General features: G+C 36.1%; 15 protein-coding genes. 11 read left to right on the plus strand and 4 right to left on the minus strand.

Annotation, left to right across the window (positions count from 1 at the left end):
- Nucleotides 1-49 precede the first annotated feature (49 nt).
- Nucleotides 50-316: a DUF5763 domain-containing protein gene (locus ACH30E_RS01285; protein ID WP_490823293.1), complete on the minus strand. Its 267-nt coding sequence runs from the start codon at nucleotides 314-316 to the stop codon at nucleotides 50-52.
- A 9-nt stretch (nucleotides 317-325) separates the two neighbouring features.
- Nucleotides 326-1351 (minus strand): hypothetical protein, encoded by a 1026-nt coding sequence (locus ACH30E_RS01290; RefSeq protein WP_490823295.1) that lies wholly within the window; start codon nucleotides 1349-1351, stop codon nucleotides 326-328.
- 376 nt (nucleotides 1352-1727) lie between these two features.
- Here ACH30E_RS01290 and ACH30E_RS01295 point away from each other — a divergent pair, with 376 nt between their 5' ends.
- The 11 genes from ACH30E_RS01295 to ACH30E_RS01345 all read left to right on the plus strand — a co-directional run bounded on the left by ACH30E_RS01295 (nucleotide 1728) and on the right by ACH30E_RS01345 (nucleotide 14121).
- Nucleotides 1728-1916, plus strand: a complete 189-nt coding sequence (locus tag ACH30E_RS01295) for a hypothetical protein (protein WP_490823296.1) — start codon at nucleotides 1728-1730, stop codon at nucleotides 1914-1916.
- Nucleotides 1917-1980: 64 nt separating this feature from the next.
- Nucleotides 1981-3648, plus strand: coding sequence for a tetratricopeptide repeat-containing sensor histidine kinase (locus tag ACH30E_RS01300; protein WP_490823297.1), 1668 nt, complete (start codon nucleotides 1981-1983; stop codon nucleotides 3646-3648).
- The gene (locus tag ACH30E_RS01305; RefSeq protein WP_490823298.1) at nucleotides 3645-4310 is read left to right on the plus strand and encodes a response regulator; all 666 of its coding nucleotides are present in this window, start codon (nucleotides 3645-3647) and stop codon (nucleotides 4308-4310) included. Before ACH30E_RS01300 ends, ACH30E_RS01305 begins: the two co-directional genes overlap by 4 nt.
- Before the next feature lie 188 nt (nucleotides 4311-4498).
- The gene (locus ACH30E_RS01310; protein WP_490823299.1) at nucleotides 4499-5266 is read left to right on the plus strand and encodes a type I restriction enzyme HsdR N-terminal domain-containing protein; all 768 of its coding nucleotides are present in this window, start codon (nucleotides 4499-4501) and stop codon (nucleotides 5264-5266) included.
- Nucleotides 5267-5303: 37 nt separating this feature from the next.
- Entirely contained in the window at nucleotides 5304-6530 is a 1227-nt protein-coding gene (locus ACH30E_RS01315; RefSeq protein WP_490823300.1) for a hypothetical protein, read from the plus strand.
- Nucleotides 6530-7627: a hypothetical protein gene (locus tag ACH30E_RS01320; protein WP_490823301.1), complete on the plus strand. Its 1098-nt coding sequence runs from the start codon at nucleotides 6530-6532 to the stop codon at nucleotides 7625-7627. Before ACH30E_RS01315 ends, ACH30E_RS01320 begins: the two co-directional genes overlap by 1 nt.
- Before the next feature lie 442 nt (nucleotides 7628-8069).
- Nucleotides 8070-9308: a DNA cytosine methyltransferase gene (locus ACH30E_RS01325; RefSeq protein ID WP_490823302.1), complete on the plus strand. Its 1239-nt coding sequence runs from the start codon at nucleotides 8070-8072 to the stop codon at nucleotides 9306-9308.
- Complete coding sequence (locus ACH30E_RS01330; protein ID WP_490823303.1) at nucleotides 9309-11822, plus strand: sensor histidine kinase; 2514 nt, start codon at nucleotides 9309-9311, stop codon at nucleotides 11820-11822. It begins immediately after the preceding gene.
- A gap of 2 nt (nucleotides 11823-11824) precedes the next feature.
- A complete protein-coding gene (locus tag ACH30E_RS01335) occupies nucleotides 11825-12523 on the plus strand; it encodes a hypothetical protein (protein WP_490823305.1) in 699 nt (232 codons plus the stop codon).
- Complete coding sequence (locus ACH30E_RS01340) at nucleotides 12524-13267, plus strand: hypothetical protein (protein WP_490823306.1); 744 nt, start codon at nucleotides 12524-12526, stop codon at nucleotides 13265-13267.
- On the plus strand, nucleotides 13267-14121 hold the full coding sequence (locus tag ACH30E_RS01345) for an HNH endonuclease (RefSeq protein WP_490823307.1): 855 nt from the start codon (nucleotides 13267-13269) through the stop codon (nucleotides 14119-14121). The genes ACH30E_RS01340 and ACH30E_RS01345 overlap by 1 nt, the downstream gene beginning before the upstream one ends.
- Nucleotides 14122-14140: 19 nt before the next feature.
- On the opposite strand, the gene ACH30E_RS01350 is transcribed toward ACH30E_RS01345, so the two are convergent.
- The gene (locus ACH30E_RS01350; RefSeq protein WP_490823308.1) at nucleotides 14141-14953 is read right to left on the minus strand and encodes a DUF6602 domain-containing protein; all 813 of its coding nucleotides are present in this window, start codon (nucleotides 14951-14953) and stop codon (nucleotides 14141-14143) included.
- Between the two features lie 192 nt (nucleotides 14954-15145).
- Complete coding sequence (locus ACH30E_RS01355) at nucleotides 15146-15586, minus strand: helix-turn-helix domain-containing protein (protein ID WP_490823309.1); 441 nt, start codon at nucleotides 15584-15586, stop codon at nucleotides 15146-15148.
- Between the last annotated feature and the right edge of the window lie 98 nt (nucleotides 15587-15684).

Here is a 15684-nt window from a genome sequence, read left to right on the forward strand (position 1 = left end):
AAAATTTTATGATTACGCTACCCTTAATTGATCCTGTTATCAACCGTCTTTACCCCCCATGCTGCCAGCAATAACCATTGCTTTTTGCTTTCCGCTTGCACTGTGCTCCTTTTTTGGTGATTCCCTGGCAACGACCATTTTCTGTAATTGTGCCGGTATTGGCCTGGTCGCCTGAGATGGCAGTTTTGGTATGTGTTAAAGAATCTACTCTTCGCTCGAGGCGTGTAACACGCTGGTTCAGTTCATTTGTTTTGCTATCCGTATCAGTGCAAGAACAGCAGATGATAAACAGTAAGATAGCAGCAAGAACTTTCATAGCAAATTGTTATCGGTTGGTTAGACTTTGGGTTTGCGATTTGGCTGATGTGTCCACAACTGCATTATTTTTTCGAAGGTATGTGTCAAACATGTATTGTGAAAGCACTTTTAAATTGCGGGTAATATCTAAAGGATAATTGCCTCCTTCTGTGTAACACTCAATATCATTATTATTTTTTATGTAGTATAATTTTCCGACGGACCATTCCGTTATTGTGTCTTTACGCGTGATCCTTCTAAAGCTCTTTATCTTTTCCGTATTTAACGGAACTAACAAGCCCTTTCCATTTTCATTACAGGATACCGGTTCGTAGTGATCTCCTGCCCAATACATGCATCCGGTGTTAGTGTTTGTTTCGTTTTTTCCAATCATATACCCTCCCCCCAATAGTGTTGCAAGAACCAAGCTGATTGTAACAGCTATTATTAATCTCCTCTTCTTAATGCCTGGGCCTTGACCTGAAACTGTAATAGGATGTTCTTCGGTCTTTGTAGGTGGTTCGCTTGATGTCTCTTGAAGTATACTTTCTGATCCTTTTGTTGTCGCATCAGGAGGTATTACTTCAAAATCTGTTTCGCCCTGACTCAACTGTCCGAACTTTTCATCATTGTTATCCGCTATCTGACTAACAGAGTTAATGGTTACGTCTTTGTTTCGAAATGCTATCTGGGCCTGACTTAGAGGTCTTGGCTTGAAATCAATTAACCAAGCCAGCAATTCAACATTTGCAGAAGATGGGCTTTGCACTTCTTTTTTAAGAAGCTTTTGAATGGACTTGAATTTACCAAGGGGATGCCATTCAATAAGATTACCATAATCCTTTCCTTCCGGCAGTATACCAAAAAATGCTCTTAAAGCACTTTCTTCTATCCTTTCCCCCCTTTCTAATCTTTCAGTATAAACATTAATACACTCCTGCTTAATATTAGCGGCTGTCGGATGCATTAATAAATGAGAAAGCTGATTGGCATTTCGCTTTTCTTCATAAGCTTTTAATACCAGGTTAGTATAGTCTATAAACAGGAACGACATAGGGAGTTATCTCGGGTTAAGATAAACAATAACCGGAATTTTTGGAATTACCGGATCAAAATAAGCTCCTATCTATCGTTATGCTTTACGGTTTCCCGGAATTTCCGGAATCATCGGAATTATTGGAATCCAATACAGTAAAGGCTTTTAGCCCATCCTAAGTTTGCATTGTGATCGTTTGGTACGTGTAACAACAAAGCAAATGATCTGTTGAGTGCCGAGATCGCGGCGAGGTTGGCAAGGATGGGAAGTTGCTAACCAAACCGCGATCAAAGCCCCTCCTTCCCATCGTAAGAAGCGCTTCTTACAAAACAGTCTCTGCCAGGATCGCAACCCGGTACGGGCAATCATTTTTCAAATTTTAAAACATTCAACAATGCTGGAACTATTAATATGGTTGGCTTCATTCTTATGCTTTAACCCAACCCATACTGCCGAAAATCACGGCAACTGCAAGAAAGTACATAACACAACCGTTTCTACTTTCGATGATACCGGTGGAGAAACAGGAAGTAACCCCAAACCACCATCACCTCCGCCTCCACCACCTCCCTCCGGGAACTAATGGCTGGCAAAAAAGGGTAGAAGTTTTTCTACCCTTTTTTATACATTTAAGAAAAAAATAATTCTTGAATTTACCTAAAAGCTTTTGGTTTACCATTATCACCATGTTTTCATTGAGCTGCGGTATCAAGAAAGATAATACTGCCCGCAAGTATACAGACTACAACATGGGCAACTGGTACAATGACCAGGGAAAACTGGATTCTGCCTTCCTCATGTACAACAATTATGTTGCTAATGCCGATGATACCCTCAATAAAGGAACTGCTTACAGGTACATGGGCGACATGCTGTGGGAAGCTGGTGACCTGCATGGTGCCGAAGAAAGTGCCACAGGTGCCATAAAAACGCTCGACCCATTTAATAAATCCCATTCCACTGAACTTTGTTATACCTATCGCCTATTGGGCAATATAAATGTTGATCTTCAACACTATGATGATGCCATCAACATGTATAATAAAGCTATGCAGTTTGCAACAGACGATAGCTTTCCACTTGAATTGATGAATGATAAAGCAGTTGCCTTTCGAAAAAAAGGTGCACATACCAAAGCCATTGCTGTGTATGACTCCATCATTCAACTAAAACCTGCTAACCTCTCACTGCTTGCCAGGGTGCTGGATAACAGGGCTACAACAATGTGGCAACTTAACCCCAGCTATCCGGTACTTCCGTCATTCTGGAAGGCCCTGCAAATACGCACCGATAGCCAATACCTCCGCGGCTTAAATGCCAGCTATGCCCATCTGGCTGATTACTATGCAAACATTAAACCTGATTCTGCCCTTTGGTATGCCCGCAAAATGTTTCAGCAGGCACAGATTATTCAAAGTCCTGCAGACAGACTCGAAGCAATTGATAAACTCATTAAGCTCGACAATGCTGTCGCTTCTAAGAAATGGTACAATGAATTTAAAATGCTGAACGACAGCCTGCAGCTTTCTAGAGATACAACCCGAAGCCGCTTTGCCCTCATAAGATACGATTCACAAAAAAGCAAAGCAGATAACCTCGAACTAAAAGCCAGGTTTATTACCCAACGCACCTGGATGTATGGATTGGCCGCCCTTGCTGCAATTATCATAACCCTACTATGGAGCTGGTATAATAAACGCAAACGTCGCATTAAACAGGAAGCAGAGCTCTCCATCAGAGACGCCAAATTAAAAACCTCTCAAAAAGTACATGATGTAGTGGCTAACGGACTTTACAGTCTTATGAACGAACTGGAGCACAGCGACAATATTGAAAAAGACCCTTTTCTTACAAGAATGGAAGACCTGTATGAAAAATCGAGGGATATATCAAAAGAAGAACTTGTTTACACCGATGATGCAGATTATGATAAACAAATTCACCGCCTGCTGAATGAATTTACCAATGAGCAAACCAATGTATTTGTAGTAGGTAACCAGCCTGTATTCTGGAACAAAGTAACCGGCAGGCAAAAAAGTCAACTGTTATTGGTGCTCCGCGAAATAATGACCAATATGAAAAAACACAGCGGTGCCGCCAATGTGGTTATAAAATTTAAAGAAGATAACCACAACGGAACCATCAACTATAGCGACGATGGAAAAGGATTTCCCGCAGATATTAATTATGGCAATGGATTAAACAATACGGTTAACCGTATTCAGTCATTAAACGGGGATATTATTTTTGGAAAAAGCGAGAAAGGGGGAGCATCTATTGCCATTCGCTTTCCGCTTCAATCCAGCTCAGTATGATTGATAAAGTTATTATAGCCGAAGACCAGGAGTTTGCCAACCTTTCGGTTCAGAAGACCTTGGGCGACCTAAAGGTTAATCAGTACGATTACGCATTTTACTGCGACGAAGCTTTTACCAAAATCCAACTGGCCAAACAAAAAGGTATTCCCTACGACCTGCTCATCACCGATCTCTCTTTTGAAGATGATGGAACGGCTCAAAATTTAAAAGACGGTATTGAACTTATTCGGGCAGTTCGGGCTATACAGCCTGATATCCTTATCCTTATTTTATCGGGTCAACATCGCCCGACAGATATACATGATCTCTTCGAAAACAATGAAATAGATGCCTATGTACGCAAGGCCCGGCATGATGTTAAGGAACTTAAAGCAGCCATGCAGGCACTTTCAAAAAGACAACGATACTATCCCAGGTCGTTGGCCCAACAGGTGAAGCAATCGAACACTTACGAATTCACAGATTTTGATATCACCATCATCCGCTTACTCAATGAAGGGTACCAGCAAAAAGAAATACCCGATTATCTCAAAGAACACAACATCAAACCCTCCAGTCTCAGCAGCATTGAAAAACGCCTTAACCAAATTAGAGATGAGCTGGGCTTTTTGAATAACCAGCAGCTCATGGTGTTTTGCAATAATGCTGGGTTGTTGTAGGGGTTAGGGTTAGCCATTAGCTGTTAGCATTTAGCCTTTAGCTATTCCAAACGTTTAATAAATAATGGCTAACAGCTAAAGGCTAAATGCTAATGGCTATATCTCCCCTTACGGTTTGCCGTAAAATAAAATGCAACCTGCCTATTAGTTTTGGATTGAGCCTGTTCTCTTCAACCAAAACGAATAATATGCTTACTGCATTAAAACAACAAAAGCTTCTCCAATCATTAAAAGCTTATCGTAAAGATTTTTTAGATGGCAATATCACGGAGCTTGATGAATCGGGGACCCGCATCATGATCAACCGTTTTCTTTCAGATGTATTGGGTTATAAGCAGCTCGAAGAAATAAAAACAGAATACATGATCAAGGGCACTTATGCCGATTATGTAATTCAGGTAAATAAAACCAGGCATTTTCTGGTAGAAGTAAAGGCCCTTTCTTTCCAGCTCTCCGAAAAACATTTAAGGCAAACCGTTAACTATGGTGCTAATGAGGGTATTGAATATGCGCTACTCACCAATGGAAAGAACTTTGAGTTTTATAAGATCATCTTTGAGCAACCTATTTCCTCCCGCCTGATATTCGCCTTAGACCTGAGTGATGCCAGCACTTTAAAAAATGCTGCCGATCACCTACAGCACCTGCACAAGGAAAGCGTGGTGAAAAACTTATTTAAACCACTCTGGAATAAATGTGAAGCAACAGACCCTTACAATATTGCAGGTATCATTTGCTCCGAACCTGTGTTACAATGCATTAAGAAACTCATTAAAACAAGATACAATGAAAAATGTGATGCCGATATCATACTGGGGTCTGTACATAAAATTTTGACGGATAAGATGGATGTGGGGTTGATAAAGCCGTTTAAGGCGGCAAAGGTGAGGGTAAAAAAAGAGAAGAAAGAGGAGTTAGATAAAAAGCTTGAACTACCTGTTATTTCTGGAGAATAGGTTATCAAATAATTCAATTGTAAATACTATTTATAAAATGTTAGAACAAACAATAAACGAGCAACAAACAAAAGCCGACAATTCTGAAAAAATCACCTATACCCAACTTGGTTTCCGGTCGGCTCAAAAATCACAGTCAAACCCTGAAGCGGTAGAAGGTTATCTTGAAATTGTCTATGACAAATTTTTAGAAGACCAGAAGTTGGATGAAAGGGGAATAAAAGACAGGATATCAAAATTAAGAGCAGATGTACAACAAGATAAGGCAAGAAAGCAAGAACTTATTGCCAATTCAAATGCAAGCAAACGGAATAAGGAAGATAAAGAAAAAGAAATAGAAGAACTAGAACTTGAAAAAATTGATGTACGAAACGGAGATAACGAAGCTGGTAGCACTGCACCGTTTGTCATTGGTGCTTTTATTACAATATTACTTACGCTTTATTTGTTTGTATTTTATTCCTCGTCAGGATACTCCGCGTTTTATGGTATCAAACCAGGAAGTCTTGGATTTATAAACCCAAATGTCTTCGCAGATGCAACAAATAAAGGAGGTGGTGTAATTTCATTAATTATATTATTTCCAGTTATTTTTCTAGGTCTTGGGTTTCTAATTCATGATTCTCTCGAAAAAAATAAAAAACTAGTCAGTGAAAAAAAATCTAAGCGATTTGGGCTGATTTTTACCTTACTTCTGATTACGCTGATTGCAGATTCTTTTATTGGCTATAAAATTTCCGAAGGGGTTCATACAAATGAATTTAATGCAGGCAGAACAAATGAACTCTGGAAATTTAATATGATCTTTTTTGACATTAATTTTTATCTGGTACTTATTCTCGGCTTTGTTGTTTATGTGATATGGGGTTTCTTATTGCATTATGTATTAAGCCATCCATATTTGAAAACAGAAAGTGAAAAAGTGAAACTGCTGATCGAGAATCTGAACAGCAAAATCTCAGAAAGACGCAATGACCTTTCAGAGATCGTTGCAAAAATTCATAAACTGGAAAGTGAAATCATAACTATTGATGATAATGTGGAAGCAAAGCAAAAAGATATTATCGGTTATGAAAACGGCGTTATTCCGGTAAATATTGCTTCATTAAGAGGCTCTGTTGGTGAATTTATGGGAGGCTGGCAAAACTATACATATGGAAATTTTTCGCAAATAAGGGCAAAAAATTTCGTAGATGACGCTATTAAAAATCAAAATAAGTGGTTAAGTAATAAAATTGACAGTATAAATATTGAGACTAAATAATGGAGCAGCTTCAACAAATTAAAAGAAAAAAGAAAGACAGAAAGCCCATTTATATTCTTTTGGCATTTCTGTTACTATTTATTGTATTCATTTATTTCATTACAAAACCCTCATTACAAAATAAAGTTATAAATCAAATCCAAGCTTGCAGTAATGTGAATGACGTAAAATCTCTTTTTGAACGGTATAAATTCGAACTTTTAGAAAGCGATGACAATGGTAATAAGATTGTATCTATTGAGTTTCAGGATGCGGTTCGGAACAAATTAAATTCGTTCAATCTCAAAGATAAAGAAGTTGAAGATTGTTTAGCATGGCTTCCCCCATCAAAAAAGAGTATGAACGTTATTGTAATACCTGATCTGTCAAGACGTATCACTGATAGCATAAATAATCCCAAACAAATTGAAAACGATCTATTTGTGTTGAATACTATTTGGCATTCTTTTATGGATTTTTCCAAATTGAGGCAGGACACCAAAGACTATTTGATGGTAGACGTAACTGATATTGATCAAGCTAAAGGGCAGTTTAATAGAGTAGCTGATAAGTTGAGGTTCGACCTCTCCTTGCATAAAGGAAAAAGTAATCGCCTGTACTTTACGGAAGATAAAACTAAACAGTTTGAAAGTGCTGTGGTTGAAATGTACAATTCTGCAAAGCAAAAACCTTTGGGTGCCGATTACCTATTCTACTTTAAAAGATACCTGGTTAATCGCATCAAAAAATCTACGCTGTTTGAAAGCTATGTTAATAAGATAATAATTATAACAGATGGTTATTTAGAAGCAGGACATAGAACTGATACAAAACTTACCCCCTCGCTTTATAAATCAGTTGCAATTGGAAACATTAAAGATGTGATTACAATATCAGGTTTAGGCATACCAAAAGTGTCAATTGATCTGTCGAATACAGATGTTTTGGTTTGTGAAGTAAATGAAAGACGATCAGGTAAAACTAAAGATTTTGAGATTTTAAAAGCCTATTGGGAAGACTGGTTAAACCGACTTGGAACTAATAAAGTTTCTTTTATTCAGCGAGAACAAGCTAATGGTATTACAAAAACGCAAGTAGAGGCTTTTTTAAAAAATTAGTATTGTAGTAGTTGATAAATGATAAATGAGTAAGCTGTCCATTTTAATTATGATATGCCTATTGGGTTGCAACGACAGTGATAAAGTGTATCTATGTAATGGCCCGCAATCAAAAGCTTATCATAAATCAAGCCAGTGCGAAGGGTTACAAAAATGCAGTACTGCTATTGAAGCGGTGAATATTGCTACTGCAAAAGAAAGACATAGGAAAGCATGTGGGTATTGTTATTAAAATGAAGAAACTATATTAGGAAAATATCCAAAGAATACAAGTGTCTATTATAATAAAGCGGTACGGAACAACCAGTGGCTTTTAGACTTTGCATCTATTATTTGCCTGAAAAGGTATATTAAATATGATATTACATTAATATCTAATATTCGCGTCTTTTATTCGAAATCACTAAATTTGGTAAATCTGTATAATATTATGTAAAATACCATGGCTGCCACATATTCGTATATTGACTTATTCGCAGGTTGCGGAGGGCTCTCCCTTGGCCTACATAACGCAGGATGGAAGGGTCTATTTGCTATAGAAAAAAGTAAAGATGCATTTGATACCCTCGAGCATAACCTAATCAATAATAAAAAGCACTTCAACTGGCCTGATTGGTTACCCAAGCAAAAACACGATATTAATCAAGTATTAAGCGACTATAAGGAGCAATTAATTGCGTTACGTGGTAAGGTAGATCTCGTGGCTGGAGGGCCGCCGTGTCAAGGGTTTTCTATTGCTGGCAGGCGTAATGAAGACGATGTGCGTAATGGTTTAATTCGCTCTTATTTAACCTTCATACTGTATACTCGCCCTAAAGTTATTTTTTTTGAAAATGTAAAAGGCTTCACCCTCGAATTTAAGAAGAACAAAACCGAGATGAAGAAAGTTGCAAGGGCTAGGGGTATTGCTTATTCAGAATTTGTAGTGAGTATACTAAAACGAATTGGGTATAACGTGGAGGGAAGGATGGTCGATTTCTCAAAGTATGGTGTCCCTCAAAAAAGGACTAGGTTTATACTGGTAGGCATTAGGACAGATATTGCAGAATCAAAAGAAGTAAATGCAAAGGCTTTTTTTAAAAGAATAACAGCTCATAAAAAGCAGTTTTTAGTAAGTAAAAATCTTCCTCAAAACCCTAAACTTAAAGATGCCATTTCAGACCTATTTAAAAAAAATGGGGTAAAACCTACTCCTGATAGGGGTAAAAAGTTTTCGAGCGGCAAATATGTAGAGCCGCAATCTGCCTACCAAGTGTATTTGAGAGCAGGCTACAAAAATGAAATACCAAATAGCCATAGTTTTCCTAATCACAGGCCTGATATTATTGAGAAATTTGAGTCATTCTTAAAAGAGCCTCAAGGGAAAAATCTACATGCAGACTTTAAAAAAGCCTTAAATATTAATAAACATGTAATTATTCCATTGGCGGCTCAAAAGCCCGCTCCAACAATTACTACTTTGCCTGATGATTATATTCACTACAAAGAACCCCGTATCCTAACAGTTAGGGAGTATGCTCGTATCCAAAGTTTTCCAGATTGGTATGAGTTCCGAGGTAAATATACTACAGGCGGCAAGCAGCGTGTAAAAGAAGTCCCTCGTTATACTCAAATTGGTAACGCTATTCCTCCTTTATTTGGCGAACAAAGCGGTATCGCATTAAAATCTTTAATAAAATAGATGAGCAAAGCTAGCTTTCGAACAAATGCCTTATTAAAAAGCATTATTGGTAAAGATTTAATAACAGATGATAATCTTGCTGTATTAGAGCTAGTTAAAAATTCATTTGATGCAGGTTCTAAAAGTGTTGATATAGTCTTCGAGAATATCCAAAAAAATGATGACTCAAAAAAATTAAAAAAACCTACTGAAAAATCTTCTAAGCTAATTATACAAGATAAAGGCATTGGAATGTCTGAATCTGATTTGGAAGATAAGTGGCTGAATATTGCATACTCCGAAAAAAAAGAAAAAAAAGAAGATTTTGGTCGTGTACTAGCAGGAAATAAAGGAGTTGGTCGATTTTCTTGTGATAGGCTCGGCCGTTTTCTAACTATTTATACTCGAAAAAAAGGCAAGCCATATAATAAGCTATTCATTGATTGGAGTGTATTTGAAGTGGACCCTAAAATTGACTTCAATATACAGGATGTTGAATTTGATATTGACGACCTGTCAGAGAAGGAGTTTGTAGAACAAACAGGTTACAATGGTTTTGTTAATGGTACAATACTCGAAATATCCTGTTTGCGAGAATATTGGCAACCAGATAAAGTACTAAGTTTAAAACGTCAATTAGAGCGGCTCATAAATCCAAACCAAGCGTTTAAGAAAAATCAATTTGGAGTAAAAATTACTGCGAATGATTTTTTACAACAAGACAAGGGACAGGAAGAATATAACAAAATCAATGGCCCTGTTAAAAATAGGATTTTTGAAAATCTCGATTTTAAAAGTACAAGTATTCACGCATCTATTGATTCAAATGGCGAATACATTACTACAACACTACAAGATAGGGGTAATGAGGTCTTTCTACTAAAAGAGAAGAATCCTTTTGGTGCCTTAAATAACATTGATATTACCATCTTTTATTTAAGTACATATGCCAAAGCTTACTTTACGAGGCAAACAGGAATTAAATCAGTAAACTTTGGTTCGATATTTCTATTTATTAATGGTTTCAGGATACCACCCTACGGGGATGAGGGGGATGATTGGTTAGGTATTGAAATGAGAAAAGGGCAAGGGCATAGTCGATATTTAGGAACTAGAGAAATTGTAGGAAGGATAGAAATATTTGATGAAAATGAAAAATTTAAAATCATTTCCAATAGGTCGGGAGTCGTTAACAATACGGCCTTTGATCAGCTTACTAAATCTGAACATCCATTTGGATTTTATTATAAAACCTTTAGAAGGTTGGAAAGGTTTGTAGTAGAAGGTATAAAATGGGATAGTACACCAGTTGATTCGAATATTATTGAAAAAGAAGTTTATGATAAGAAATGGGATGAATCAAAGGAGAAGTATGTTGAGGATTCCCTTGATAGGAACAAGCGAGTTCTTTCAGTAGTCAAAAATATTATAGATGCCAAAAAAGGCGACATTATTTCCTTAAAAATTAATGATGATTTCGTTAAGCAAATCATCATTGAGCAAAGTGAGAGGGCAAAAGCAGAGCTTGAAAATGTCTTAAACACATTAAAAGAAAAATCAGACGACATAGATCCTAGTGTTCTTGAAGAAGTGCTTTCTAATCTATCACGAAATTCAAAAGTTTTAAATAACTTTTCGAGTATCCTAGAAAATTATTCCAAAGCAAATGAAAGTGAAATTAAAGGACTTAAGAATATACAGAATGCACTTGATTCAAAGTATGCCGAGTTATTAAAAGAAAAAACAGATTTAGAAAAACAACTTAAAGAAGAACAAGAAGCTAAGGAAAAAGAAAGGAAAGAGAAAGAAGATGCTGAAAGAGAGCTTGAGCTTGAGAGGGAAAAAAATACATATTTAAGAACATCTTCAAGAAGCTTGAGTGAAGATGCAAAAGGATTGGTTCATAATATAAAAATTACTTCAAAAAAGATAAGCACAAACGTAGATAACTTATACGATAAGATATTGAATGGGTCTATTAAGAATAACGAGATCTTACGATCATTAGGGATTATTAAATTTCAAGCTGAGAAGGCCTTAAAAGTAAGTAACCTTATAACAAGAGCAAATTTCAATACTGATAAAAACGAGCAGGTCATTGATATTGTCAAGTACATTCACCAATATATAGATATTTATTCGGACATATATGCCGAAAGTGAATTAGAGTTTACGGTAAATAGTGATGAGGCTTCGTTAACTAAGAAATTAAGCGTACTTGACGTATCACTAATTCTTGACGACTTGATTTCGAATGCTGAAAAAGCAGGAGCATCAAAGGTTTTGATTGAAATGAACAATCCAAAGAATAACACGCTATTGATCCAGTTTTCAGATAACGGACGAGGAGTTCAAAAGAAATTTTTAGATAACCCAGATAAGATATTTGAATTAGGTATTACTACTACAGACGGGTCTGGTATTGGATTGAATTCAGTAAGAACTGCTTTGAAATCACTTAAAGGAACAATAGAATTTGTAGGAAACAACGTTGGAGGATTAAAAGGAGCTTGTTTTGAAATTTTAATTAACTAGTGATGGTGGTAAAGAAATGTATTATCATAGATAACGACGATCAATCTGATGAGATAATCAAACTCAAGCGTGATGCTCAAAAAACAGGCATTACTATTGAATGTGAACAGTTTAATGTAGGGAGTGCGGCTGAAGGTGAATTGTTAACAAATGGCAATATTGATATAAGTAAAGTTGTCGCAGAGTATAAAAGAAGGTTTAAAGGGCAGACTTTTGATCTTGCTGCTTTTGACTGGGATCTCAATGATGATCATATCAACGGAGTAGAATTAATAAGATTACTACCGCATCATAAAATACTGAAGTCTACACCGAAGCTATTGTACTCAGGCTTATTAGAGGAAAAGCTAGCGGCCAAAATTGATGACTTTAAGAATGGTAAGCTTGATAGAAAGGGCTTAATTAACATTATCAAGACCCTCATAAGAGCAGATATCAAAGACTTTGTTGGAAGAGAAAATTATGAAACCGATATTATTAAAGTTTTGAAAGCAACGGATGACACTTTGGATCTGATAATTGAGAACGAACTTGAAAAATTTCCTAATCTTAAATTTTCAAATAAGTTTGTTAACGCAAGTTTCAGTGGTAAAACTTTTCAAGAAATAGCAGGAATGCTAGAGGAACATGATCATTTACGAAACGATTTCAAAAAAGAAATTGTTCAACAGGTTATAGCTCATCTAACTGAAAGCATATAAATGATAGCTAAACCAATTTTAATTGTCCATCCAAATGATAAAACCACTTCATTTCTTGACAAAGTCAAAAGTCACTTACTTGGAAAATTTGGAGACAAAATTCATCACTTCAATATCCAACCCAATGATGAATCCCATCAACAATGTTTAGATAGGATAAAGGCGAATAATGAAAAAGGGGTTGTAATTTTTTTTGGACATGGACGAACGACAAAACTTTACGGAAGTAAAGGAGATTTATACGCAAATAAGGAGTTTGTAAGCCAAGAGGCAATAGCCGAACAGCCGGATAGGTATTATTATAACGATAATTTTATTAATCAAGATAATATAGACGTTTTTGATGGAAAGAAAGTGTTTTGTTTAGCTTGTAATTCAAATGATAAAATCTCAAGCTATGCTTTGGATAAAGGGGTTAAAACTTTTCTTGGTTTTGGGAACATCCCTACTTCTGTATCGGAGTTTCAAGATGATGGATTCCCTACTGTTAATAACGATATTGTCAGGTTAATGAAAACTGAGTTGAACTATATTATTAAACGCAGTCTTGAATTAGGCATTGATAATAACTATAATTTCAGCCAGCTCAAAGAGATTATTCATTTCATAACTAATCAACGAATAGCTCATTACTTACGGGGAGATAAAACAGTGGCTGGAAGACACTTACTAACAGATTATTTATACCAACTGAAGATGGATATAAAAATACTAGGTGACAATAAATTGCCTTTATTACAATAATGGAATTTTTATTTAAACAAGGCTTAGAATACGATCGTCAGGAGCTATTAAGCTTTATAGGAAGCAAGCAAAATCAATCGGGTATTATCTGGGGCGATAAAGAACCAGGATGCGTAATTGTCACTTCTGGCGGAAAGCATAGTGATAGTGCAGGGTATGGCGATATAGAGAACCCTGATGGTACATGGAACTATATTGGACAAGGCTCAACAGGCAACCAGAGCGTAAACAATTATGCAAATGCCCTGCTTATAAATGAAAAGCGTGATGTTTTGTTATTTGTAACCAGGGAACCTTCTTCTAAAGAACAAAGAGAAAGAGGCAATAAACGAAAGCGATATACATTTAAAGGTATTTACAAAGTATTGTCTTATGGTTTCAATTCTCCTAAAGAGGGGAAAAGAGCAGGAGATAAGTTATTAGTTTTCCACCTAATTCCTGCGGCTAATATTTATGAAAGTAACCTTGAGCTTACTGGCTTACAATCCCCTAATTTTCTTATCGATCTTAGAAAGAAAATTTTAACTGATGAACAAAAATCAGTAGCAGGAAAGTCATTAAGTGTTACAGAATATAAAGCTCGAAGTGCGCAAGTTAAAAAATATGCACTTTTAAGAGCAAATGGAATATGTGAGCTTTGTGGGAAAAACGCACCATTTATATCTAGTAGCAATTATCCTTTTTTAGAAGTGCATCATATATACAGTTTAGTCGATGATGGTCCTGATTTGCCTTCAAATGTTTCTGCTATTTGTCCCAATTGTCATAGGGAAGCACACTTTGGATACAATCGACATGAAATCCGTACAAAGTTGGCCAGTATCATTAAAAAGAAAGAGTTGGAAGATTTATAACCTCTTTCTTCTACAAGAATTAACCTAGCTTACCTATAGTCGGCTTTTTCTCTATTGGTGTGTTTGTATATTCAAAGAAGCCCTTGTTAGACTTTATCAGGTATTGACCAATCCTGGGATAGCCCCTACTTAAAGCAATACTTTCTAGGCCATGTACAGAAGAACATAAGTATCCAATTATTTCTTCGTTTTGGTTGTTGACTTCGTCGTAAGGAAGATATGTCCAACCAAGGTTTGTAAAAGCAAACCACCCCCTATTTGCTACGCATATACTTGTAATTAAAGGGTCACTATTCCATAATGGGTCTATCTTTTTGTAAGCGTTTAGAAAATAATCTTTGAAATCGGATTTTGCACTGCACTCAAAAGCAAAAAACTCATATTTGACTTGTGTATACACATGTGATTTTGGTGTACCGAAATCGTCAAAGTACCCGCTTGTCATTAGTAAGTTATCTTCTAAATACTTACATTTTTTGTATGTTGATGCTAATGTTTGTTTAGTTAAAGTCGATTTAATTTCAATGCACTTTAGCACGGATTCTATTGGATACACTTTTATTTTTTCTTCTTTTTGAAAGAAAAATGGAGGCAGTATTGAATTTGAATAGATTAATAAATCTATTTCCGTAGACTTTGTCCCTTTATAATCAGTTACCTTTCCTGAACCGATTGAATACTCTTTATTCAAAAATGGAGAAAGCAAATTACTAATAAAGCTCTCTTTCAATTGGCCTATCAAGCCTGGATGTTTAATGCTACTTAACGTTTTAGCATCTGATAAGACCTTTCTTATTTTATTCTGCAACAATGTCCTAGCATATTCATTCATAGATACATTTTTGAACTATTAGAAGCACCTTTTATGAAGGGTAATGTTATTGCAGAGTTTTATTCAAGGATTTTATATACGATGACTTCGTTACATGAAAGATAGTAACGGATACTACGCTGAATGTTTTGTGTGTTGGCTTTGTGAAGAAGTAAGAGCGAATAGTCCGACAACCAGGAATGAGTCTAACTATTATTTTGTCTCAATCAACTTTTCCAACCTTCCCATCATCTCATCCTTCTCTTTCAGCATCCTCTCATACAATGCAATCTTTTCTTCATGAAGTTGAATAATCCTGTCGATAGGGCTGAAATTGCATTGATAATTCATAGCAACAGGCGATGCTACCGCATTATCCTTAAAATCAGTAAATGTATTTGTAACAATATTTACTACCTGTTCCTCATCAAAATTCTGTATCGCCTCCACCGGTATTTTCAATGCAGCAGAAATTTGTTGCAGCAGGGGAGCATCAATGGTTTCCTTTTGTTCGAGCAGTGATATTTTTTGTTGGTTCCAGTCATCTCCAAGTTCAAGAGCCAGCACATCTTGCTTAATACCCAGCATTTCACGAAATCTTTTAACGTTGCGCCCCTCGTGCACTTTATGGTTCGTTTTAGTATTGTGTAGCATATAAAAGTTTCAGGTTACAATAAATGGAAAATTACAATATTTATCCGGCAATAAAAATGTAAAATACATATAACAACCCGTAAAATACAAGATAGCCC

The organism is Sediminibacterium sp. FW305-C-61 (assembly GCF_058231065.1).

Bases quoted from the DNA above. Each gene is read 5' to 3' on its own strand.
- ACH30E_RS01295 (WP_490823296.1), top strand. From the start codon at position 1,728: ATGCTGGAACTATTAATATGGTTGGCTTCATTCTTATGCTTTAACCCA.
- ACH30E_RS01340 (WP_490823306.1), top strand. From the start codon at position 12,524: ATGATAGCTAAACCAATTTTAATTGTCCATCCAAATGATAAAACCACT.
- ACH30E_RS01345 (WP_490823307.1), top strand. From the start codon at position 13,267: ATGGAATTTTTATTTAAACAAGGCTTAGAATACGATCGTCAGGAGCTA.
- ACH30E_RS01285 (WP_490823293.1), bottom strand. From the start codon at position 316: ATGAAAGTTCTTGCTGCTATCTTACTGTTTATCATCTGCTGTTCTTGC.
- ACH30E_RS01315 (WP_490823300.1), top strand. From the start codon at position 5,304: ATGTTAGAACAAACAATAAACGAGCAACAAACAAAAGCCGACAATTCT.
- ACH30E_RS01310 (WP_490823299.1), top strand. From the start codon at position 4,499: ATGCTTACTGCATTAAAACAACAAAAGCTTCTCCAATCATTAAAAGCT.
- ACH30E_RS01305 (WP_490823298.1), top strand. From the start codon at position 3,645: ATGATTGATAAAGTTATTATAGCCGAAGACCAGGAGTTTGCCAACCTT.
- ACH30E_RS01290 (WP_490823295.1), bottom strand. From the start codon at position 1,351: ATGTCGTTCCTGTTTATAGACTATACTAACCTGGTATTAAAAGCTTAT.
- ACH30E_RS01335 (WP_490823305.1), top strand. From the start codon at position 11,825: ATGGTGGTAAAGAAATGTATTATCATAGATAACGACGATCAATCTGAT.
- ACH30E_RS01350 (WP_490823308.1), bottom strand. From the start codon at position 14,953: ATGAATGAATATGCTAGGACATTGTTGCAGAATAAAATAAGAAAGGTC.
- ACH30E_RS01355 (WP_490823309.1), bottom strand. From the start codon at position 15,586: ATGCTACACAATACTAAAACGAACCATAAAGTGCACGAGGGGCGCAAC.
- ACH30E_RS01320 (WP_490823301.1), top strand. From the start codon at position 6,530: ATGGAGCAGCTTCAACAAATTAAAAGAAAAAAGAAAGACAGAAAGCCC.
- ACH30E_RS01330 (WP_490823303.1), top strand. From the start codon at position 9,309: ATGAGCAAAGCTAGCTTTCGAACAAATGCCTTATTAAAAAGCATTATT.
- ACH30E_RS01325 (WP_490823302.1), top strand. From the start codon at position 8,070: ATGGCTGCCACATATTCGTATATTGACTTATTCGCAGGTTGCGGAGGG.